Origin of the sequence: Bacillus mycoides, from assembly GCF_001757995.1 — a bacterium.
GTDB classification, from domain to species: Bacteria; Bacillota; Bacilli; order Bacillales; family Bacillaceae_G; genus Bacillus_A; species Bacillus_A mycoides_B.
This window is the reverse complement of record NZ_LXLV01000020.1, coordinates 191,306-215,132: the sequence shown is the minus strand read 5'-3', so window position 1 is coordinate 215,132 and position 23,827 is coordinate 191,306. Positions and strand designations below refer to the sequence as shown.

At 36.1% G+C, this 23,827-nt stretch carries 14 protein-coding genes, 1 pseudogene and 1 riboswitch; of the genes and pseudogenes, 7 read left to right on the top strand and 8 right to left on the bottom strand.

Annotated features, from left to right (window positions below; all coding sequences use genetic code 11):
• Positions 1-5: 5 nt before the first annotated feature.
• The 3 genes from BWGOE10_RS07870 to BWGOE10_RS07860 all read right to left on the bottom strand — a co-directional run bounded on the left by BWGOE10_RS07870 (position 6) and on the right by BWGOE10_RS07860 (position 1,805).
• Entirely contained in the window at positions 6-299 is a 294-nt protein-coding gene (locus BWGOE10_RS07870; protein ID WP_070141581.1) for a cytoplasmic protein, read from the bottom strand.
• 19 nt (positions 300-318) lie between these two features.
• Complete coding sequence (locus BWGOE10_RS07865; RefSeq protein ID WP_070141603.1) at positions 319-951, bottom strand: LysE family transporter; 633 nt, start codon at positions 949-951, stop codon at positions 319-321.
• 125 nt (positions 952-1,076) lie between these two features.
• Complete coding sequence (locus BWGOE10_RS07860; RefSeq protein ID WP_070141580.1) at positions 1,077-1,805, bottom strand: YqcI/YcgG family protein; 729 nt, start codon at positions 1,803-1,805, stop codon at positions 1,077-1,079.
• 254 nt (positions 1,806-2,059) lie between these two features.
• Here BWGOE10_RS07860 and cspB point away from each other — a divergent pair, with 254 nt between their 5' ends.
• Positions 2,060-2,257, top strand: a complete 198-nt coding sequence (cspB, locus tag BWGOE10_RS07855) for a cold shock-like protein CspB (protein ID WP_070141579.1) — start codon at positions 2,060-2,062, stop codon at positions 2,255-2,257.
• Positions 2,258-2,376: 119 nt separating this feature from the next.
• Entirely contained in the window at positions 2,377-2,625 is a 249-nt protein-coding gene (locus BWGOE10_RS07850; RefSeq protein ID WP_002011905.1) for a DUF2564 family protein, read from the top strand.
• A 34-nt stretch (positions 2,626-2,659) separates the two neighbouring features.
• Here BWGOE10_RS07850 and BWGOE10_RS29650 read toward each other — a convergent pair whose 3' ends face one another.
• The 3 genes and pseudogenes from BWGOE10_RS29650 to BWGOE10_RS07840 form a co-directional block, all read right to left on the bottom strand.
• Complete coding sequence (locus tag BWGOE10_RS29650; RefSeq protein ID WP_081338087.1) at positions 2,660-2,836, bottom strand: zinc-finger domain-containing protein; 177 nt, start codon at positions 2,834-2,836, stop codon at positions 2,660-2,662.
• Between the two features lie 12 nt (positions 2,837-2,848).
• A complete protein-coding gene (locus BWGOE10_RS07845) occupies positions 2,849-3,508 on the bottom strand; it encodes a ribonuclease H family protein (protein WP_070141578.1) in 660 nt (219 codons plus the stop codon).
• Positions 3,509-3,778: 270 nt separating this feature from the next.
• Positions 3,779-4,264 (bottom strand): annotated as a pseudogene (locus tag BWGOE10_RS07840) (QueT transporter family protein).
• A 6-nt stretch (positions 4,265-4,270) separates the two neighbouring features.
• Positions 4,271-4,315, bottom strand: a riboswitch (PreQ1 riboswitch).
• 131 nt (positions 4,316-4,446) lie between these two features.
• Between BWGOE10_RS07840 and BWGOE10_RS07835 the strand changes: the two are divergent.
• The 3 genes from BWGOE10_RS07835 (at position 4,447) to BWGOE10_RS07825 (ending at position 6,693) form a co-directional block, all read left to right on the top strand.
• Complete coding sequence (locus tag BWGOE10_RS07835) at positions 4,447-5,319, top strand: aldose 1-epimerase family protein (RefSeq protein WP_070141577.1); 873 nt, start codon at positions 4,447-4,449, stop codon at positions 5,317-5,319.
• A 68-nt stretch (positions 5,320-5,387) separates the two neighbouring features.
• The gene (locus BWGOE10_RS07830; RefSeq protein ID WP_070141576.1) at positions 5,388-5,774 is read left to right on the top strand and encodes a reverse transcriptase-like protein; all 387 of its coding nucleotides are present in this window, start codon (positions 5,388-5,390) and stop codon (positions 5,772-5,774) included.
• Between the two features lie 13 nt (positions 5,775-5,787).
• On the top strand, positions 5,788-6,693 hold the full coding sequence (locus BWGOE10_RS07825; protein ID WP_070141575.1) for a DMT family transporter: 906 nt from the start codon (positions 5,788-5,790) through the stop codon (positions 6,691-6,693).
• A gap of 2 nt (positions 6,694-6,695) precedes the next feature.
• Here the strand turns inward: BWGOE10_RS07825 and BWGOE10_RS07820 are convergent, their stop codons facing one another.
• Positions 6,696-6,956 (bottom strand): DUF6123 family protein, encoded by a 261-nt coding sequence (locus BWGOE10_RS07820; protein ID WP_001195213.1) that lies wholly within the window; start codon positions 6,954-6,956, stop codon positions 6,696-6,698.
• A gap of 182 nt (positions 6,957-7,138) precedes the next feature.
• On the opposite strand from BWGOE10_RS07820, the gene BWGOE10_RS07815 reads away from it, so the two are divergent.
• Positions 7,139-7,699 (top strand): isochorismatase family protein, encoded by a 561-nt coding sequence (locus BWGOE10_RS07815; protein WP_070141574.1) that lies wholly within the window; start codon positions 7,139-7,141, stop codon positions 7,697-7,699.
• Between the two features lie 41 nt (positions 7,700-7,740).
• On the opposite strand, the gene BWGOE10_RS07810 is transcribed toward BWGOE10_RS07815, so the two are convergent.
• Positions 7,741-8,601, bottom strand: a complete 861-nt coding sequence (locus BWGOE10_RS07810; RefSeq protein WP_070141573.1) for a GNAT family N-acetyltransferase — start codon at positions 8,599-8,601, stop codon at positions 7,741-7,743.
• A gap of 122 nt (positions 8,602-8,723) precedes the next feature.
• Between BWGOE10_RS07810 and BWGOE10_RS07805 the strand changes: the two genes are divergently transcribed.
• Positions 8,724-23,756: a DUF11 domain-containing protein gene (locus BWGOE10_RS07805; RefSeq protein WP_070141572.1), complete on the top strand. Its 15,033-nt coding sequence runs from the start codon at positions 8,724-8,726 to the stop codon at positions 23,754-23,756.
• The last annotated feature ends 71 nt before the right edge of the window (positions 23,757-23,827 follow it).

Here is a 23,827-nt window from a genome sequence, read left to right as displayed (position 1 = left end):
TCACTTTACAAATTTGCCTGCTGTTCTATTGTCGAGAAAAAAGTATTCGGACCAAATATATTTTGCTTCGGGATAATGTGTTCTACTGCAAACACCGTTACTTCACCCCTTTGTACTTCTCCAATAATAAGCCCAAATACTTCATGATTTACCGCAAACGTTGGTTGTTTCGTTTGCAGCAACCTTGCTGTATTATTAAATACCGCTTCATACAGTGGGTTCCTATCAGTAATTTCTTTTCGGATTTTTGGTGCTAATGTGATGATAATTTCTTTCCCGTCAATAGTGGTTCGATACATAAAAATCTCCCCTTCAATCTTATGTGAACAACTGTAAAGCTTTGTATGCAAAATGGATAGAGTATCCTACTAAAATAATACCTGCTCCGGCTGTAATATAGCCAAGTGCTTTTTGTTTTAATAAAGTCCTTCCAAAATGTACAGAAAAAGCAATATTTAAGTTCCACAAAATAATACCAATAATAATGCAAAGACTGTACAAAAAAGCTTCTTGCTTTGTTACCTTTGTAAGCAATGAGCTAAGTGTACTTCCGTATATACCAAACCAAAAAACAAGATTTAATGGATTGGATATCGCAATTAAAAATCCTGCCATAAAAGATTGTTTAAGTCCACCTACCTCTTCTTTGTTATATTCCATATTCGAGTGGGAGATTCCTTGTTTTACACTTTGAAATCCTAAATAAAATAACAGGAAAAACCCAGTGCAGTACATAAAAGCTTGTACATATGTATACATAAACACAGAAGATAAACCAAAATAAATAAGAAGCATAAACAAAATATCAGCAGTCATTCCTCCGATTCCAACAACCCACGCATGCCAAAATCCACGTTCAATTCCCCTTTTTAACATTTCAATATTAATTGGACCTACCGGTGCAGCTAATGAAATACCCAATACTATTTGTTGTATAATTGCTCCAAACATCGCCCTATCCTTTCTACTTCCTTTACTATTAAGTAATGATGTAATCTTTAAAAATAGACTAGCTTTCATAATAAAATACCCTTTTTTATCCAAAATATGCAAAAGAGCCATCTAGATGATGGCTCTTATTTCTCCACCTTATGATGAAAAGGACATTTACCTTTAATCGGCTCAATATCATCCCCTATGAAATATTGTTTCCATTCACGATGATTAGGATCGCCGTAGTGACTAATGTTAGGGTGCTTCGGCAACTGATCCCATTTTTCAACTCGTTCACGGACCATTTGTCTTGAATACGACCCTTTAGGACGATCTCCTTCTAATCCATCGAAAATAGTTCGTGGCTGGAATCCAATAACGAGAGAATTTCCTAAATGCCTAGTCTTTCTCTGTTTATAAGCTGGCGAATTCCCAAATGCAAATATTGGTTCACCACCAAATGAAAATTCCCATAAATAATGCTCTGGATTTTTCGGGATTTGCTTTGGCCATAATTGATTATCTTGTTCATGCAAATATTGTAGTACTTTCCAAAAATAATCTCGATAATATTCGATTGATTTTTCTTCACATTCCGGTTCCACAAAAAGAAAAAATCCTCTTCTTACAATCGGCCTCTCTCTCATTAACTCTAAAAAAGATAACATTGTATTGGGTAAATGCCCCCAATCATTATGAGAGAGAAATGAATAACGAAGTTCATTCTTTTTCAAAGCTGTTAAACCGAAATAACACGGAAAAGTTGGTTCTAACACGACACTCGAAAAATTTTGAAATTCTTTTGCAACCCAATTCGGTATATCGACTCTATTTTTCATTCCTTCATTATCTAATAAATAAGACTCATCCATTCTTTCACCTCATTATGTACAGCATTCACTTTAGAATATTACATACTCGGCTTGTCCTATACCTTTTTAAAAATTCGAGAAAAAGTTATTTAAAAATACAAAACTTTAAAAACGCTTACTTGACTAAATTCTACCAATTCGTGTATATTTAAATTAATCATTTAGCAGAATATTCGATAATATAGCATTTTTTATTTTTTTTTAATGAATTTCACTAAATGAAAAAAGGAATCGTTTTTAGGAGGAATTGTGACATGCAAGGAAAAGTAAAATGGTTTAACAATGAAAAAGGTTTTGGATTTATCGAAATGGAAGGCTCTGAAGATGTATTCGTACATTTCTCTGCTATTCAAGGCGACGGCTACAAAGCTTTAGAGGAAGGCCAAGAAGTATCTTTCGACATTACTGAAGGAAACCGTGGACCTCAAGCTGCTAACGTAGCAAAACTTTAATCCCACATATGACAGGAGGTTACCTTACTTGGTAACCTCCTTTGTTATTCCTTTGTATATTTCCGTTTTACAGAGCAAAAACTATGTGAAATGCGCAAAATACAAAGGAGGCAATAACAATGGGATCACATGTAAATGATTTTGAAGAAGTAAAATTCCGTGTAGAAACTGCACAAAAAATGGTAGGTTCTGCAACAATTTCAATGGATCCAGACACATTAGAGCATGCCACTACTGCAGTAGAATCGGCTCGTTCTCAGCTTGAAATCATGAAATCCGTTGCAACGGATTTAGATGAGCCATTTCTAATGAATGAAGAAAAAAAATTAAGTAAATGCGAGCATCAATTACACGAAGCGAAGCACTAAAAAAACATCCAGAGAAAATTCTCTGGATGTTTTTTTATGACAATTGCTCCCCATACTTTTTCAACTTCTCTCCAACCGTACATTGTCGTATACAAAAAGAATGGGCATAGTATTTACTATGATTTTTCCGATTATGTTCCTGCAGGAAACACCCTCCGCAATACGTTTCTAATAAGTCATTTACCTCTGTAATGAGTTGCTTTTTATTCACCTTTGCACCTCTCTATTCGGTTATTTCTTTATGACTATCAATTACCGTCCCCTCTAATGCTTGCGTTGCTAATTGATGCGCCTCTTTATTTTGTTTTCTAGATATCGGTTCACAAACAAGCTTTAATTTCATTTGCTTCGCTTTTTTTTCAATTTGATCTAAGTAATGATTTAAATGTTCATCATAGCAAGGCCATTCACCAGCTAATTGTTGCAGTACAACTTGAGAATCCCCCCGAAGTGTAACCGGTTCATATTTAATTCCTAATTCCTCGAGTGTATTCATCCCGTATAATAATGCTGCATACTCCGCTTCGTTATTATCATATATGCCTTCTATGTATGCATTGCGACGAATTCGGTAATTTGTATTTCCTTTTTTATAGTATACACATATACCAACCCCAGCTTCTTTCGTCTGTACATCATAACCACCATCAAAATAAACTTGAATTTCTTGAGGATCTTCCTCCACTTGCTTACTCAGTTTTTTCATTTCTTTTAATGACCATTCCGCGTCCATTTCATCGAAAAATAAAAGTTCTTTCACCCTACCTGTTTTCTCAAAATCCTCCGCAAATTGAAGCACTTCTTCTATGTTCAAATAATCTGTTGTTAATTCAGTTTGTAAACCACGCTTCGTTTTATACAACCAATGTATTTTATATTTCATACTAGATTCCCCTTTTATAAGACTTCTTATATTTATCCCGCATTAACGGTCAGTAAGACTCCCACCTTAAAATTTAGCGAAAGCGAAGAAGTTAGGTGGAAGATCAACTGTCCGTAAATGCCCGATTGGTTCAACTAATAATCAGTGGGTCCCCCCACTGATTAAAGTTTCACTTTATTTTATTATATTTTATCAAGAGTCACAGTATTATATTCAATATAATCACATACAAAAAGAGCCATCCTATATAAGGAACGGCTCTTTCATCTATTACATAAATCTTTCAAATTGTACTCGCTTATTAATCCAGTACATTACAGGCATACCAATCGCCATTACAACAAATTCACCGACTGCACATGTTAACCAAGTCAACATAAATGGTAAATCAAATGCAAGATGAAGTTCAATTGCTATCATAAACATTGTAATTGTAAAGATAACTGTATTAAAAATCATACGAGCCCAAACACCTTTAATAAAGCGCATAGAAATAATAGTTGCAAGTAGTGCAAGAATTGATTGCCCTACTCCAAATACTAAATCATAAGCGATCATAGGTGAGAAAAAGAGATTCGTTAAAAATACACCTAATACAATCCCGTAAATTGCTTTCTAATTGAAGACAACGAGATGATTAAACATCTCTGAAATACGAAACTGTACATTCGTAAAGCCAAATGGCTGAATAAGCATAGAAACAGCAATATATAATGCCGCTAAAATACCATTACCGACTAATGTTCTTATATTCATGACAAAATCTCCTTAGTTTTTTTACGTGGGATGGTTTCGAACCACGTTATTCGTTTTTAAGTAACAAGATTATATTTTACGCAATTGGCACTCTTTCGTCAATAGATTCCTATCATTTACTACCTTTTTTCTTTTGGACAACGTATAATAAAACATATGAAAGATTTAGGAGGTTTCACTTCATGACAGCAACAATTCAAAATGAAAAAGTGATCGTTTCCATCTCTGACAAAGGTGCAGAATTACAAAGCGTTCGCTTAAAAGAAGACAACACAGAATATTTATGGCAAGGTGATTCTACTTATTGGGGACGTCGTGCACCAATCTTGTTTCCAATCGTCGGTCGATTAGTAGAAAATACATACTACGTAGACGGTAAACCTTATTCATTAACACAGCATGGTTTTGCCCGTGACCTTTCGTTCTCTGTTAAAGAACAAAGTGAAACAAAAATCACTTATGTCGTTACTAGTAATGAAGAGACGTTACAAAAATATCCATATGAATTTGAATTACTCGTTTCTTATGAAGTAGACGAACAAAATATACATGTTACATATGAAGTAAACAATCCTTCTTCAAAAGAGATGTTCTTTTCAATCGGAGCACATCCTGGATTCAACTGTCCTTTATTAGAAGGCGAATCATTTACAGATTATCATCTATCATTTAATGGGGCCGAACGCTTAGAAACAAGCTTATTAGAAGGACCTTATCTTTCAAGTAAAAAGCAACTAATTGCTGAAAATACGAAAGAATTGCCACTTACATATGATTTATTCAAAAATGACGCACTTATTTTTGAAAATATGAATACGAATGAAATTTCTATTCGTTCTCATAAACATAATAAATTTGTAAAAGTATCATTTGATGGTTTCCCATTTGTCGGCGTTTGGACACCAGGGGATAACGCACCTTTCCTATGTATTGAACCTTGGTATGGAATCGCTGATGAAATAAATCCAGCAAAAGATTTTAAAGAAAAAAAAGGAATTCAATCGTTACAAGCGAATGAAACATTTACATGTCGTTATAGCATTACAATTGGATAAGTACTCTATCCCCTACTTCTAAAAAATTTTGAAGTAGGGGATAACCTTATAAATGGAGGTTTCTCATTTTGATTGAAGTATATATCGATGGTGCATCAAAAGGAAATCCTGGACCTTCTGGTGCCGGGGTTTTTATTAAAGGGGTACAGCCACCTGTACAATTGTCATTACCACTTGGGACAATGTCAAATCATGAAGCAGAATACCACGCTTTACTTGCAGCATTAAAGTATTGCGCAGCGCATAATTATAGCATTGTATCTTTTCGTACAGATTCCCAACTTGTTGAGCGGGCTGTTGAAAAAGAATACGCAAAAAATAAAATGTTTGCACCGCTTCTAGAAGAAGCACTGCAGTACATAAAAAGTTTCGATCTCTTTTTTATTAAGTGGATTCCAAGTAGTCAAAATAAAGTAGCTGATGAATTAGCTAGAAAAGCTATCTTACAAAATTAACGGGGGTATGAGTGTGAAAAAAGAGTGGATTGCTCCTCTTGCTTTATTATTTGTCTCTTTTATTTGGGGAGCTACGTTTGTTGTCGTTCAAAATGCTATGTCTTTTGTCGGACCATTTACTTTCAATGGCATTCGCTTTTTATTCGCTGGAATTATTTTATTATTCGTTCAAATGATTTTCTCTCAAAAAACTTCAAAACAAGATATAAAACAGAGTAGTCTCGCTGGATTGATTGTTGGATTCTTTTTATGTGTTGGCTATTTATTACAAACATTCGGTTTACTTTATACAACCTCTTCAAAAGCTGGTTTCTTAACTGGACTTAGCATCGTTATGGTTCCAATCCTGTCTTTTATCTTTTTAAAACAGCGAGCTACAATTTTTATCGTGCTTGGTATTGCTGTTGCAACAGCAGGTTTATACTTATTAACGGCTGGCGATTCTTTTCAATTAAACATTGGAGATATACTCGTTCTCGGTTGCGCAGTCGCTTTCGCTGCCCATATTCTTGTTAACGGTTTCTTTTCTAAGAAAATATCACCTTTATTACTAAGCACCTCTCAAGTATTAGCTGTTGGTATCTTTTCTTCTATTTGTGCTTTTTTGTTTGAAGATTGGGAAAAATTATTTTCAGTTTCACTATGGACGAATCAATCCTTTTTATTCGCTCTATTTCTAACTTCCCTATTTGCGACATCAATTGCCTTTTTCATTCAAACATCTGCACAAAAACACACTTCTCCAACGAGAGTAGCAATAATCTTCGCAATGGAGCCTGTTTTTGCTGCATTAACTGGTGTTCTAGTAGCAAATGAACAGCTTTCTATTTCTGCTATTATTGGATGTCTATGTATTTTCCTAGGTATGGTTTTTGTTGAACTACCTTCCAAAACAAAAAAAGAAGCGCGGGCTGCGTGAAGTTACGCTTGTAACTTCCGCATAAAAGCCTTAGCGCTTTTTTTATCTGTAATCTCTTCTTCTTTCAATCGTTCTAATAACGCAACAAAATAACTGCCATCAAACTGTAACTGATGTTTAATCGTCGCTTCTATTGCTACGTTCACAATCCCATCAGATGCACCAGTATATCCTTGTCCGAACATAATAAATCCTTGTGCTTCCTCTGATAATTTAAATCCTTTCGTATGTAAGAATGAAAGATAATCTTCTACTGTTTGCATGATATTCCCACCTACTCAAAAATTCTCCACTTCCTATCATACATGTTTTTATACGCTATGAGAATGAAATTTCTTTGACAACTTTGTAAATCAATCGTCTACTTTGCTCGCAATGGAGGATTTCCTTACAATATAAAAGAATATGTAAATTGAAACTTATTCTATATTAAAGGGGATACCGAATGAAACAAGCACTATTAATTATCGATGCGCAGCAAGAATTAATTGATGGGAATGAACAAGAAAATGAAGTTTTTCGTAAAACCGAGCTATTATCTACACTAAATATAGCCGTACAGAAAGCAATAGATTCAAATGCCCTTATTGTTTTCGTAAGAGATATCGATGTTACTTCTGGTAGTGGTGTAGGATTTGAAGTACATAATCAAATTAAAGTACCTCAGTCTGCAATCCTTATTAATAAAGCGGCAACAAACTCATTCTATGGCACTTCTTTACTTGAACTTTTAAAAGAAGAAAAAATTAATCATATTGTTATAGGTGGATGTAAAACAGAACATTGCATTGACACCGCAGTTAGAACAGCTACTGTACAAGGATTTGACGTTACATTAATTAAAAATGGTCATTCCACAACTGATTCTGACGTATTGTCTGCAGAGCAAATAATTGGTCATCATAATAAAACTCTACACGGTCATTATAATGTTGATCATTTTTCTATGGTGAGAGATATCGAGGAAGATCTCTTTCAACCAACCCATGACCAATACCGCGATTAAATTTACCATAAAAAAGAATCCTTTCGTGAAAGGATTCTTTTTTATCCAAAAATTTGTGCTGCAATACTATATAGTTCACTATTTCTTTTTAATAATTGATCGATATTTTTCATCATAATTGGTGGTGTATTAACCTTTTTAAAACCAGTAATCTCTAATTCTTTCATGAAATCTTTCTTTCCTTCTGATACATCAATTCTTAACTTTCCATTATGCCCTTTTGCTAAAGAATGCACAATTTCCATTGCCATTGTGTCATTTTTAGCAACGATTGGTCCTATTATTTTATTTTCTGGTGTTTGTATACTCATACCATATCCTAGTACATTTTGTTCTTTATCCTTCACAACGATACACCGTTCACTTTGCATAATTCTTTTCTTTAAAAACTCTTTTCTATTTGTTCCAAACGCATCTTCATCTATTTGTATTATTTCTTCTAAATCACACTCTTCATAATTCATCATATACTCTTCATTTCCTACACATGTATAATTCACATTGTACGATTTACATATGTATTTAGAAACATAACTAACAGCCCTAAATCCTAGTTTTTCATATAAAGGCTTCCCCTCATCCGTAGCAATAAGCATAATTGGAGTTTGAGTTGATACGCTTTTAACGCATGAATCCGTTATCGCCTTTCCAATCCCTCTTCCTTTATAATCTGGATGTACAATCACCATTCCGATAGACGCTAATGTCTCCCCGTATAATATAATTGCCGCGCTAGCAATAAGCTCATTTCTCTCATTCCGCACACCGTATACAATACCTGAGTTAAAAATTGTCTCAATTTCTTCTGTATTATAATCCCAACCAATATAAGAAGATAATGCAACAATATCCTCTATATTTTCTTTTTTAAGACGCTCCACTCTAATTTCCACTTCAATCATTCTCCACCTCTTTATCTAGACAATTAAATCATTCTTACCAAATCAACTTGTACATGTTTCCCTTTCTCTGTCAGACACATATCCTATTTTGACCAAGACTATATTGTAAATGAGGTGACAACATGCCCATTACGAATCGATTTTCTACCACCACTAACGGCGCACTCGCTATTACAGGAAACACACTCGGTTTAAGTAAAATTAGTAATCAAAACCGTGCTGGTACAATCGGGGCAATTGGTGCATTCGTAACTACAAATACCGCTTTACAAGTAACTACTTTTCCTGCTGGTACAACATTAAACTATACACAAAATAGTTCTACCGCTATTTTAAATATCCCTGCTGGTAGTACTATTCTTTACGCAGAACTTGTTTGGGGTGGAAACTATTTATCTCGTGATCAAAACATTACGAGTGTATTAGGGAACCCCGTTTCTTTCACAACACCTGTGTCAACATACTCGATTACCCCTTCAGCTGTTACAGCTTCAAATCAAACATTCGTTTCTGGATCTGTCACATTTGGATTTTATACACGATCAGCAGATGTAACGTCACTCGTTCAAGCTGCTGGATCTGGATCTTATACAACAGGTTCTGTTCCCGGACTTGTAGATCCTTTAGACGCTTCTAATGGAGCGATTAATTCTGCAGGATGGACGCTCATTGTCGCTTATCAAAACGGTTCCTTACCCGCAAGAAATTTAACAATTTACGTAGCTGGTAACCGCGTTTCTGTAGAAACTGGTAGTGCCGATGTATCTGTCTCAGGATTTTCAACTCCTGCAGGAGGACCTGTAAGCGGGCGATTATTTTTAAGTTCTACTGAAGGAGATGCTGATTTAACCGGGGATCAGGCTTTATTTGGACCAAACTTCAGCTCATTAAACGCATTGTCTGGGCCAAACAATGCTGTAAATAATTTCTTCGGTTCTCAAATTAATAATGCTGCAGGAAACTTAGATACAACTGGTACATTTGGAACGCGAAATCAAAGTGCTTCTACAAGTACAAACATCTCCGCAGGAAGGCAAGGTTGGGATATTACTTCCATCGATATTTCTCCTTATTTAACAAACTCACAAGTTTCCGCCGCAATCCGTTTAACTACTAACGGAGATGCATATATGTTAAATACAGTCGGCTTACAAATTAATATAAACTCCCCTAACATACAAGCAACGAAAAGTGTGAACAAAAGTGTTGCTGCCATTGGAGATATTCTCACTTATACCGTTACTATCCCTAACACCGGGCTTCTTCCCGCCAATAACGTTATTTTTATAGATAGTCTCCCTAATGGTACTTCCTTTATACCTGGCACTGTAACCGTAGATAACGTACCACAAACAAATGCAAATCCTGCCGCTGGTATATCTCTTGGAACAATTAACAATAGTGCCTCTCGTACAGTAACTTTCCAAGCAACTGTCGTTTCTCTTCCAAATCAAAATCCGATTTCTAACACTGCGAATATTACATTTCAATATACACCAATTGCCGGGGGAACGACTTTTAACGGTCTTGCAACAAGTAACTCTGCAGGAACACAAATTAACCTCGCAGATATTAATGGCACAAAATCAGTTAACAAACTTTTTACCGATATTGGTGAAACATTAACTTACATTATTGCCTTAGCTAATATAGGAAATATCGCTGCAACGAACGTTATATATACGGATCCGATTCCTAGCGGTACTACTTTCATTCCAGGGAGCGTAACTGTTAACGGGGTTACTCAAGCTGGAGCAAATCCAGCTAATGGTATATCAATTGGATCGATTGCTGCAAATTCTACTATTACCATTTCATTCCAAGTATTCGTTCCTTCTATCCCTCAAACAAATCCAATATTAAATAGTGGTACAACAACATATCAATACATTCCTGTACCAAATCAGCCGGCAGTAAGCGGGACTGATACGACGAATATTGTCTCCACCCAAGTAAATAATGCTACTGTAACTATGGCAAAAGCAGTGGATAAAAATTTTGCAGATATTGGTGATACACTAACGTACACCGTTTCCTTTACAGGTACAGGGAATACGAATGCGAACAATGTTATTTTTACGGATATCATTCCTACAGGAACAACTTTTGTCCTAAACAGTTTAACAATCGATGGCACGACACAAGTTGGAGCAAATCCGGCTAATGGCGTGAACATAGGATCCATCCCAACTGCCACAACCAAAAATGTTTCATTTCAAGTAATAGTAAACACAATACCTCCAGGAAATATCGTATCTAATGGATCAAGCGCTTCTTATCAGTACACCGTCAACCCTAGCCAATCACCCGTTACAAAAAACATTTCTTCTAATCTCGTTTCCACTCAAATTAACAATGCGAATTTATCATTAACAAAATCTACAAACAAACAATTTGCCACAATTGGAGAAACTATAAGTTATACAATCCTTATTACAAACAGTGGAAATACGGCCGCTAATAACGTTCAACTAACAGATCCACTTCCAAATGGAACGATATTAACACTTGGTTCTGTAACGCTTAACGGAGTTTTACAAAATGTAGATTCTCTCGTTGCATTGCCTATTGGCACAATTCCTGGCGGAGCTACTTTCACTCTTTCTTTCCAAGTAACAGTCATCAATATTACTGCTCAAAATCCTATCGTTAATAACGCTTTCGCCTCTTATATTTACACTGTAAATCCAAGCCTACCACCAACTTCAAAAACAGCAAATTCTAATTCTGTTACATCAACAATTAGACTAGCAAATCTTCATGCTATTAAATCTGTAGATAAAACATTTGCGGAAGTTGGAGATGTATTAACTTACACCTTTGCTCTTACAAACGACGGAAATGTTGCGGCGAACAATGTATTACTATCCGATTCCATTACGAATGGTACTTCCTTTGTACCGAACAGTGTTATAGTTAACGGTGTTACTCAGCCGGGCGCAACACCAGCTAGCATCAATATTGGTAGCATTAATGCTAATACTACAATTACAGCTTCATTCCAAGTATTAATAACTAGTATTCCAAACCCAAATCCTATTTCAAATAGCGCTTCCATCTCCTATAACTTTATTGTTGATCCAAATACTTCACCTGTAAGTAAAAATACAACTTCAACTACTACATTTACTCAAGTAAACGATGCAAATGTCATTTCAGCCAAAACAGTGGATCGAGCGTTCGCTACCGTAGGGGATATATTAACTTATACCGTTATTTTAACGAATGCAGGAAGTGTTTCTGCTGATAGTCCTACTTTCGTAGATACGAATCCAGACGGTACTACCTTTATCCCAAACACTTTCCTTATTAATGGTGTACTCCAAAATAACGCAGATCCAAATATAGGTGTTCCACTACCTTCCATTCCTGCTAACGGCTCACTTACAGTCTCTTATCAAGTAACTGTCACCTCTTTACCAGCCCAAAACCCAACAATAAATTCTTCCAGTACCCAGTATGAATTCACTCTAAATCCAGGCGATCCACCAATTATAGAAACATCTTTAAGTAACACTGTAAGTACACAAATTAATTTAGCAAATGTAGTTATTGTCAAGCAGGTAGATTTAACTATTGCTGATGTTGGGCAACCAATCACATATACAATTGCCTTAGCTAACCCTGGAAATACTCCAGCGAATAATGTAGTTGTTACCGACATACTGCCTTCTGGTACTAGTCTCGTACCAAATAGTATTTTTATAGGTGGTGCTTTACAGCTAGGCGCAGATCCAAGTACCGGTCTTCAAGTCGGCACAATTCCAGCAGGCGGAATTACAACAATTGTCTTTCAAATTAGTGCAAATGGTATACCTTCACCAAATCCAATTCAAAACAGCGCTGCACTCCAATATAATTTTATTGCTGATCCTAATTTACCTGCTGTTGTTAAAAACGCTACTAGCAATATAGTAACTACACAAATTAATACTGCTAATATTGTTGCTTCAAAACTAACAAGCACAAACTTTGCTGATGTTGGTGATTTCATAACCTATACAACTACTTTAACTAACAACGGAAATATCTCCGCTTCTAATGTAACGTTTACAGATATCATTCCAACGGGTACCATCTTCATTCCTAATAGTGTAACGATTAACAATGTCCCGATAGCCAATGCAAATCCTGCTAACGGCATTTTTATCGGTACGATAGGAGCGAATTCATCACGAACCGTCGCATTCCAGGTTTTTGTACCAACTATCCCTGCTGTAAATCCGATTACAAATCAATCAGGCACAACATTCCAATATACGTACGATCCCTCCAAACCAGCTGTAATGCAGATGGTGGCTTCTAACACGGTACAGACAACTATTAATAACGCCTCAATTGCCGCTACTAAATCTGCAGATAAACAGTTCGCTAACGTAAATGATATTATTACGTACACGACTACTTTAACGAATAGTGGGAACACACTTGCATCAAATATAGTATTTACAGATGCCATTCCAAGCGGGACGTCTTTTATTCCAAATAGTGTAACAGTAAATGGTACTACACTCTCTAATGCAAATCCAGCAAATGGCGTAGCAATTGATCCAATAAATCCTAATACGAATACGATAATCTCATTTCAAGTAATAGTAAATTCTATCCCTAGTCCAAATCCAATTCCGAACCAAAGCAATACAACGTACCAATATGTCGTAAATCCTAGCTTACCTCTAGCATCCGCCAATGCGTTAAGTAACGTAATAACAACTCAAATTAATAACGCTACAATCGTCGCTACTAAGTCAGTAAATACACCGACAGCTGCAATTGGAGATATCGTCACCTATACGATTGCAGTTACAAATACAGGAAATATCCCTGCTAGTGCTACAGTTTTAACAGATGGACTTGGACCAGGTGCATCCTTCGTCCCAGATTCAGTTACGATAAATAACGTTTCACAACCTGGGTTAGATCCTTCACTAGGAATTCCGTTAAACAATATTTCACCAGCAAATACTATATTCATTACATTCCAAGTAAAAATACTCGCAATTCCCCCTAGTGGTACTTTAACGAATAACACCCTTGTAAATTATGAATATACAGTTAATCCAAACCAATCACCTGCTGTTGGTAGCACTGTAACAAACACGACCGCTACTCCAATTGTTGATGCTACTTTAGTTTTAAATAAAAATGCGAGTACAACTTTCGCTACGATTGGTGATACGATTACATTCACCTCATCTGTTACAAACACAGGAAATACAACTGCTAACAACATTGTTTTTACAGATACGATTCCAAATGGTACTACCTTTGTCCCAAATAGCTTTAAAATAAATGGTGTAACCGTCCCGAATGCAAATCCACAAAACGGTATCAATATTGGTAACATAAATTCAAATGCATCGGTTACACTTAGTTTTCAAGTAAACATTACAACACTTCCAAATCCTAATCCCATCCCTAACAAATCATCGCTTCAATATAGTTTTATTGTAGATATAAATGAACCACCTGTTTCACGAACAGTTAAATCCAATAAAACTTTTACACAAGTAAATACGGCTTCCGTTATCGCAACAAAAACTGCGAGTAGTGCATTTGCTGCTGTTGGCGATACAATTACGTATACAACTACTCTCACTAATAACGGAAATACTACTGCAAACGTACCTGTTTTTATAGATATATTACCACCTGAACTTTCATTCGTTCCTGATAGCGTACAAATTAATACCATCCCACAACTCGGATTTAGGCCAGATAGCGGGGTTCCTTTAGACCCAATTCCAGTTGGAGGAACAACAACAATTAGCTTCCAAGCTATTGTCGGTTCAATACCAGCTTCAAACCCTACTATGAATCAATCTAGCACAACATACTCTATCATTGTTGACCCTACTGAGCCGCCTGTTACAGAAACAGCTACTAGTAATCCGGTCTTAGTTCAAATAAATGAAGCAATTATTCAAGCAACGAAAAGTGTGGATCGTCTATTTTCTGACATAGCACCCGGAAATTCATTTTTAACGTATACAGTTTTATTAGAAAATATCGGAAACACGACTGCGACTAATATCATTTTTACAGATTTGATTCCAAATAATACAGTATTTATAGAAGATAGTGTTCGAGTAGGAGGAGTTTTATTACCTGGGGTAAATCCAGCGAACGGGATACCAATTGGGGATATTATCGCAGAGGACTTTATAAACGTCACCTTCCGCGTGCAAGTAGTTAGTATTCCAAATCCAATTTTTACAATCGGACCTGGGGGACCAAACTCACCGGTTGTAAACGGTGCTTCTATTAATTATCAATTTATGATAGGACCTAATTTACCACTTGCTTCACGAAGTACAACATCCAATTCTGTTTCGACACAAATAAATTCTGGGGAAGTTGCACTAGTTAAATCAGTTGATAAAACTTTTGCAACGATTGGGGATACAATTTCTTATACAATTACATTAAGTAATCCAGGAAATGTCACTTCACAAAATATAATTTTCACGGATACTTTACCTGACGGAACGACATTTATATCCGGAACTCTTACAAATGATTCTGGTACACAGCAAATTGGAAATCCTGGAAGCGGGATACAGATCGGAAATATGAATCCAGGTGGTACGGCTACTATTACGATAAACGTAATTGTGACAAACATTCCAAGTATAAATCCAATCTCTAATTTTAGTTCTGTACAATTTCAGCATATTGTCGATCCAAGTCAACCCGCTGTATCACAAACCGTTTCATCTAATACCGTGACTACGACAATAAATAGCGCAATATTAACTACAACAAAAAGTGCTGATAAATCTATTATTTCTGTTGGAGATACAATTACGTATACAACCACAATTACAAATACAGGAAATACAAGCGCAACAAATATCACATTTACGAGTGCTATTCCAGCTAGCACCACATTTATACCAAATTCAGTCACAATAAATGGAGTTCAGCAGTCTGGTGCGCAGCCAGCACTTGGAGTAAATATACCAAATATCGCTCCTGGTGAAACAGTAACTGTTACTTTCCAAGTAAATGTTATTTCTGTTCCCCCTTCAAGCTCAATTATGGGTAATGACACAATTTTATATTCTTATACTGTTGATCCAAACGGAACTCCTGTTACAACTTCTACTTCAACGAATATTGTTACAAATCCTGTACTAGATGCTATGTTAACGATTGTAAAATCGGTCGATCAAACGCTTGTAACACTAGGTGATACCATTACCTATACGACGATTTTGACGAATAACGGTAACACAAATGCAACTAATATTACTTTCACCGACCTTATACCAGATGGTACAACGTTTATTACTGATAGCGTTACAATAGATGGTATCACACAAATCGGACTCAACCCTAATACAGGTATAACAATTGGATCAATTGCTCCTAACAGCTCAATATCTATAGCATTCCAAGTTACCGCTACTTCTACCCCTGTTCAAAATCCTATTGCCAATTCCGCTACTGCTTCTTACACATTTATCGCTGATCCAAATGCACCAATTGTTTCAAGAAATGTTACTTCAAACACAGTGTTTACTACAATTAATACAGCTAACATTCTTTCATCGAAACAAGTTGATAAAGCATTTAGCCACATCGGAGATACACTCACTTATACTGTCGCTTTAACAAACAACGGAAATTCCTCTGCACAAAATGTTATATTCACAGATACCGTGCCGAGCGGAACTACATTTATTACAAACACATTTTCTATTAATGGAATTCCTCAAAGTGGTGCGAATCCAACGAACGGTGTAAATATTGGGCCTATAACAGCTGGGACTACAGTAAATGTTTCATTCCAAGTAAACGTGACCTCATTACCAACCGCAAATCCAATTGTAAATTTCTCATCGACATCGTATCAATTAGTCTCACCACCTGATGCAGAAACTTCAATTAGTAATCCCGTTTCAACACAAATTAGAGAAACAATATTATCCATGACGAAAAATGAAAGTGTATCCTATGCAGATATCGGGCAAACTGCTTTTTACACTACTTCTATTGCGAATGTAGGGAATACTGATGCTACTAACATTGTATTCACAGATGTATTACCATCTGGGCTTACATTTATCCCTAACACATTAACTGTCGATGGCATTTTACAAACTGATGCGAATCCAAATACAGGGGTAGTACTTGCAACACTTCCACCAAATGAAATATATAGTATTGTCTTTCAAGTTACAGCTAACAGTATTCCACCTATTAATCCAGTACCGAATACAGCATCCACGAATTATGGGTTTACTGTTGATCCAAATAATCCTCCGGTTTCAAGTACAGCTAATTCTAACACTACGCTTCTTCAAATAAACAACGCAAATATTATTAGCACAAAAACAGCAAATCTTACTTTTGCAGATGTTGGTGATACAATAACATTTACACTTAATCTTCCTAATACAGGGAATACAACTGCAACTGATGTAACCATTATCGATATTCTTGATAGCAATTTAACTTTCGTTCCAAATAGTTTCACAGTTAATGGGCAAACCATTCCTAATGCTGATTTATCTACTGGTGTAAATATAGGTTCAATTAATGGTGGTAATGCGGCAATCGTTACATTCCAAGCAACTGTTACTACACTTCCAACACTTAATCCAATTTCTAATTCTGCTTCTACCACATATCATTATGTCGTTGATCCTAACCAGCCACCTATTACAACTTCGAATCAATCTAATACAACGACAACACAAATTAATACCGCTATTCTTACAGCACAAAAAAGCACAAATGTATCTACGGTGGATATCGGGCAGGATATCGTCTACACCGTTACAATTACAAATAGCGGAAATGTTAGTGCAACTAATGTTATTTTCACCGACCTTATTCCAGACGGAACTTCCTTTGAACCAAATAGTTTTACACTTAACGGAACTATCATCCAAAATGCAAACATAATTACAGGCGTTCCAATTGGTGATATCGCGCCAAACGAATCTGTCATTGTAGCATTTCATATTACTGCAAATGAAATCCCGCCTATAAATCCAATTACCAATCAAGCTAGCGTTAGCTTTCAACATATCGTTAATCCAGCAAATCCTCCAGTTTCAAAAAATATTACTTCTAACAACGTTACAACAAAAATTGAAAGTGCTATTTTAACTACTATTAAAATAGGAGATAAAGCTTTTGCAACTATTGGTGATACGATTACGTATACAACCACAATTACAAATACAGGAAATATTCCTGCTAACAACGTTATTTTCTCAGACCCTTTACCGACGTGGACACAATTTGTTGCAGGATCAGTCATTGTTGATGGCACTTCATTGCCATCCGCTTCTATCATTGACGGTGTTGGCATAAATACAATAAATCCAAATCAAATCGTAACAATCGTATTCCAAGTACAAATCGTAAGCAATCCAACAACATTCACACCTGAACTCCAAAACTTAGGATTTGTTAACTTCCAATATAACGTAGGCAATGCATTACAGGCTCAACCTGGCAATGTGGAAACGAACGTCTTCGTTACTTCTATTAATTCAGCGATACTTTCAGCTGGAAAAACTGCTAATACAGCCTTTGCAAATATCGGAGACACAATCACTTATACAGTTTTGATTCAAAATAGTGGAAATACAAACGCTACGAATCTAAATTTCTCAGACCTTATTCCAGCTGGAACGACCTTTGTCGAAAATAGTTTTTCTGTGAATGGAAGTATCATTCCAGGGGCAAACCCAAATAACGGAGTTAATATCGGAACCGTTAGCGCAGACAGTTCATTAACTGTTACTTTCCAAGTCATAGTTACATCTACTCCACCGTCAAACCCAATTACAAACGTTGCATCTATTCAATACGAATTTATTGTTGACCCGACTGCTCCTCCTGTTACAGGCACAATAAATTCAAATAGCGCTTCAACACAAATTAATAACGCTACCGTTACAACTGTTTTAGAAGCAAATCGTTCAATTGTATCCATCGGAGATGTAATTACGTATACAACAACTTTAACGAATACAGGAAACTTCCCTGCGAATTCTGTATTACTCATAAACGGAGTTCCTGAAGGTGCTACATTCGTTCTAAATAGTGTGACGCTAAATGGCGTGTCACTTCCAGATGCAAATCCAACTCTCGGTATTCCCGTTGGTATTATCCCGCCAGGTAATTCTGCTACGATTACGTTCCAATTTCTTGCTAGTTCTATTCCACCGCAAGGCGCGATTATAAATCAAGCCATTACAAGTTACACGTATATTGTAGATCCAAGTCAATCTCCAGTTACAGCAACATCATCCTCTAATACCGTTAGTACAACTGTCATTGATGCATCACTATCCGCAATTAAAACGACAGATTCTCTTATACAATCTACTGGTGGTACAATCACTTATACAATTGTCGTTCAAAACAATGGAAACCAAACTGCAAATACAGTTACTTTAACGGATTTAGTGCCAGAAGGAACTTCATTTCTTCCTAATAGCGTGACCATTAATACCGTTTCAGTTCCAGGTGCAAATCCAAACGTAGGGATACCATTAAACTCCATAGCACCGTCAGAAATTGTCACCGTCACATTCCAAGTTATCGTTCAATCCATTCCAAGTGTGAATCCAATCTCAAATACAGCCCGTATTGACTATACTTTTATCGCCGATCCAACCGCTCCTATCATCTCTCGAACAATTACTTCGAATCCAGCGTTTACACAAATTTCGGATGCGACTGTCCTTTCTTTAAAAGCCGTCAATGCACAACAAGCAACAACTGGTGACATTTTAACCTACACGATAACACTAGAAAATACCGGAAATATTCCAGCTACTAATCTTATATTTTCAGACACTATCCCTCAGGGGACTACATTCGTAGAAAATAGTTTTACACTTAACGGAACAGCTATACTTGGTGCCAATCCAAATGTAGGTGTTACTTTGCCTAACCTAGCAGCAAACGCTACTCACCTTATTTCGTTCCAAATTCTAATTAACGATCCATTCTCACAAGAATCGATTACAAATCAATCCAATACAACGTATACAATTCAACCAGATCCAGGGCAACCGCCTATTACTGAAACATCTACAAGTAATATCGTCATTACAACTTTCGTGCAAGCACAATTGATAATTACAAAAACATCCAATCCAATAACTGTAGATATCGGGGGAACTATACTTTATATTTCTGAAGTGAAAAACATCGGCAATGTTGATGCAATAAATATTATTTTCACAGATTCTATTCCAGCTGGGACTACATTCGTTCCCGATAGTGTCACAATTAACGGTGTACTTCAGCCAGGTGTAAATCCAGAAAACGGAATACCGATTGGAACGATTCCAGCAAACAGTTCCAAAACGATACTATTTCAAGTGCAAACAAACAATCCACCTACTGAAACCGAAATTATAAATCAATCTTCAGCAACTTATCAATATGTAAGTATTCCTACAGCTCCACCGGTGAATCACTCTGCAAATTCTAACATTGTTACAACATCACTTCAAAATGCAAATATTATTTCTGTTAAAAGCGCGGATGTAACTTTCGTATCAATTGGGCAAATTATTACCTACACAAATACACTACAAAACATAGGGACCGTTCCAGCTAACAATACTGTGTTCATTGATAACATTCCAGAAGGTACTATATTCATTGAAGATAGCTTATCAATAAATAATGTGATTCAGCCTGGCGTGAATCCAGAAAACGGAGTAACTCTCGGCACGATACAGCCAAATGAAACAGTCACTATTTCATTCCAAGTACAACTTACAAGTATACCAGAGGGCAATACAGTCATTAATATTTCAGACACTTCGTATGAATACCAAATTGATCCTAGTTCTCCCATTATTCAGCGTAGATCGTTATCAAATGCAGTAAACACTGAAGTACGGACGGCAAATGTTAGTGCAATTAAATCCGCCAATAGATCCATTACGCGCATCGGTCAAATCATCACATATACAGTCGCAGTTACAAACGCTGGTACAGTACCTATTACAAATACTCTCCTAATTGACGCAATTGCAGCTGGGACCACATTCGTTCCAAATAGCATCCTCGTAGATGGCATACCAAGACCTGACGAAAATCCAATTACTGGAATCTCTCTTGATATAATTCTTCCAAATAATACGATTATTGTTACGTTCCAAGTAAATGTAGTATCTATACCCTCTCAAAATAATATTAATAATATCGCTGTCATTCACTATGAATATCAACCGGAACCAAGCGCACCACCAATTTCAGAAACGACCTCTTCCAATAGTACAAATGTACAATTTATTGATGCTATTCTTATCGCTACAAAATCTGCTAATAAAGTAATAGCTAATATTGATGAAACCATTGAATATACAGTATTAATTCAAAATAACGGATCCACTACAACTAACTCCATCTTTTTTACAGATACTATAGAGGATGGAACAGTATTTATTCCAGGAAGTGTAATAGTTAACAATACTGTACTTCCTGCAGCAGATCCCAATATTGGCTTTTCCATCCCTAATATTGCATCAGGTCAAACAGAAACAATTACATTCCAAGTTTCTGTTACGAATTTACCAGTTGTAAATCCAACACCTAATACTGCAAACATCACCTATGATTTTATTTTCAATCCTGACTTTGCACCAATTCAAAAGTCTACTACTTCAAATACTACTTTCGTTCAAATTAACGACGCTGAAATCGCTTCACTTAAAACTGTTGATTTCGCCTCTGTAACAATTGGTGACATTTTAACTTATACAACAACTTTAATGAATACAGGGAATACGGATGCTACTGCTGTTATATTTACAGACAATATTCCAGACGGAACAACCTTTATAGACGGTAGCGTTTTATTAAATAATATTCCTCAGCTTAACGCAAACCCAAGTGCCGGTATACTTGTAGGAACGATTGCTCCTGACATTTCTATCCCAGTCACATTTTCTGTTACCGTGGTAGCTCTTCCAGTTAACGACTTGATTCAAAACCAATCCACTTCTCGTTATACAATAAATGGGGAAGAACAAATATCGACTAGTAATATTACCTTCACTGAAGTAATTTCTGCAAATGTAATTGCTACAAAAACAACGCCTATCCAATACGCTGACCTACAAACTATTATCCCTTACACAATTTCCATCATAAATAACGGGAATATACAAGTAGAAAACATTATTGTTACAGATATCATTCCAGCAAATACGATTTTTATAGAGAATAGTGTTATTGTGAATGGCAACGCTCGTCCAAATGACAATCCACTTAGCGGTATACCAATTGATAACGTTCCGCCTAATACGACAGCAACTATTCTATTCCAAGTCCAGGTTACTTCGATTCCGCAAACAAATCCAATCTCTAACACGAGTACAATTGAATATGAATATACGTTACCAGATCAACCACCTATTACCGAAACTATTATTTCATCAGCTGCCGTAACAGAAATTCATCACGCGAATTTGAATAGTAATAAAACTGTTGACCTTGCATTTGCAACAGTCGGTGATACGTTGACGTATACGATTACACTAAATCAAACTGGTAATGTTTCAGCAAATGATGTAATCATTCAAGATATTATTCCTCAAGGTACTACGTTTATAGAAAACAGCGTCATTGTAAACGGAGAAACTCTTCCGGGAGTTAATCCAGTAAGCGGCATACCAATTGGCACTATAATTGTAGGTGGCGATGCTATCGCTTCCTTCCAAGTAACTGTGGCTTCTATTCCAACACCAAATGAACTCAACAACCAAGCAATTACTACTTTTAACTATATAGTCAACCCAAATAACTTACCTGTTACAAATACGACTACAACAAATACTGTCACAACAACTGTCCAAAATGATAATGTCGTTGCCATAAAATCTGTTAATGCCACGAATGCATTACCTAGTCAAACTTTAACGTATACAATTACAATTACTAATAGCGGTAATGTAACGATTGAAGACCTTCTTGCCATAGACACCGTACCAGTAGATACAACTTTCATTACTGGCAGTGTTACGATTAACGGGATCAATCAGCCTAATGCGAATCCTGAAAATGGTATTACGTTAGGAAACCTTGCTCCTAATGAATCTGTTGTCATTACGTTCCAAGTAACAATATCTTCTTCGACTCTTCAAACTGCTATCAATAACGACGCTTCTGTTTCCTATACTGTTACCATTGATCCGAATGAACCACCTATTACAATTACAAAGCAAACAAATACCGTTACAACAACAGTAGTCGATCCAATGGTTAGCATTCAAAAAACAGCCGACAAATCTATTGTCGTTACAGGAGATATTATTACATTCACATTAGAGATATTTAATCATTCTCCAATTCCTACAGTAAATACTTCCGTTTTAGATATGATTCCAGCTGGCACAACATTTATAGAAAACAGCGTAACAATTAACACCACTCCAGTTCCAAATATTCGTCCAGACACTGGTATTAATATTGGTTCTTTGTCTGCAGATGAAGTAGCAACTATAACATTTAAAGTTCTCGTAACTTCTATTCCTTCAAACAGTACGATTATCAATTCTGCAACAGTTACAGCTGCTTTCCAATTAACACCACAGGATCCGATTATTACTTTCATTGTTAATTCAAATATTGTTCGTATACCAGTTCAATTTATAACTGCGACAGTAATGAAAGATGCTTCCGTCAGTTCAGCTTCTTTAAACCAATATTTTGACTATACGGTGCATATTACGAATACCTCGGAATTTTCAATTACAAACACTTCTTTACAAGACACCATTCCTGCAGGTTTACGATTTATTGGCAGATCCGTTATAGTTGACGGCATATCACTTCCTTTAGCTGATCCAAATTTCGGATTCCTAGTTGCAACTAACTTTGAACCAAATGAAGTAATTGTTGTGTCATTCACAGTACAAGTAATGGATCAGCCAGTAAACAATAAATTTATAAACACCGCTAATATTTCCTTACAACTTCAAACATCTCCTGCCGAACCACCTATAACAATAACAATTGTAAGTAACGAAAACATCGTCTCTTTCCTCCCACCAAATATAGATCGTGTTTTACCAAACTTAAGTTGCTTCTTTGATGGTGAACGCTTTATACGAATTACCCCTCGGAACATACGAAAATATTTCGGGCCTTGGATTTGGTGGCGGTAATTATAAACAATAAAAAGCTTGTAGTTTGATTTATTCAGACTACAAGCTTTTTCACTTCCTAAATTACATTT

Coding starts and splice junctions, on each gene's coding strand:
- BWGOE10_RS07865 (WP_070141603.1), bottom strand. CDS start 951: ATGTTTGGAGCAATTATACAACAAATAGTATTGGGTATTTCATTAGCT.
- BWGOE10_RS07805 (WP_070141572.1), top strand. CDS start 8,724: ATGCCCATTACGAATCGATTTTCTACCACCACTAACGGCGCACTCGCT.
- BWGOE10_RS07860 (WP_070141580.1), bottom strand. CDS start 1,805: ATGGATGAGTCTTATTTATTAGATAATGAAGGAATGAAAAATAGAGTC.
- cspB (WP_070141579.1), top strand. CDS start 2,060: ATGCAAGGAAAAGTAAAATGGTTTAACAATGAAAAAGGTTTTGGATTT.
- BWGOE10_RS07810 (WP_070141573.1), bottom strand. CDS start 8,601: ATGATTGAAGTGGAAATTAGAGTGGAGCGTCTTAAAAAAGAAAATATA.
- BWGOE10_RS07845 (WP_070141578.1), bottom strand. CDS start 3,508: ATGAAATATAAAATACATTGGTTGTATAAAACGAAGCGTGGTTTACAA.
- BWGOE10_RS07815 (WP_070141574.1), top strand. CDS start 7,139: ATGAAACAAGCACTATTAATTATCGATGCGCAGCAAGAATTAATTGAT.
- BWGOE10_RS07820 (WP_001195213.1), bottom strand. CDS start 6,956: ATGCAAACAGTAGAAGATTATCTTTCATTCTTACATACGAAAGGATTT.
- BWGOE10_RS07850 (WP_002011905.1), top strand. CDS start 2,377: ATGGGATCACATGTAAATGATTTTGAAGAAGTAAAATTCCGTGTAGAA.
- BWGOE10_RS07835 (WP_070141577.1), top strand. CDS start 4,447: ATGACAGCAACAATTCAAAATGAAAAAGTGATCGTTTCCATCTCTGAC.
- BWGOE10_RS07870 (WP_070141581.1), bottom strand. CDS start 299: ATGTATCGAACCACTATTGACGGGAAAGAAATTATCATCACATTAGCA.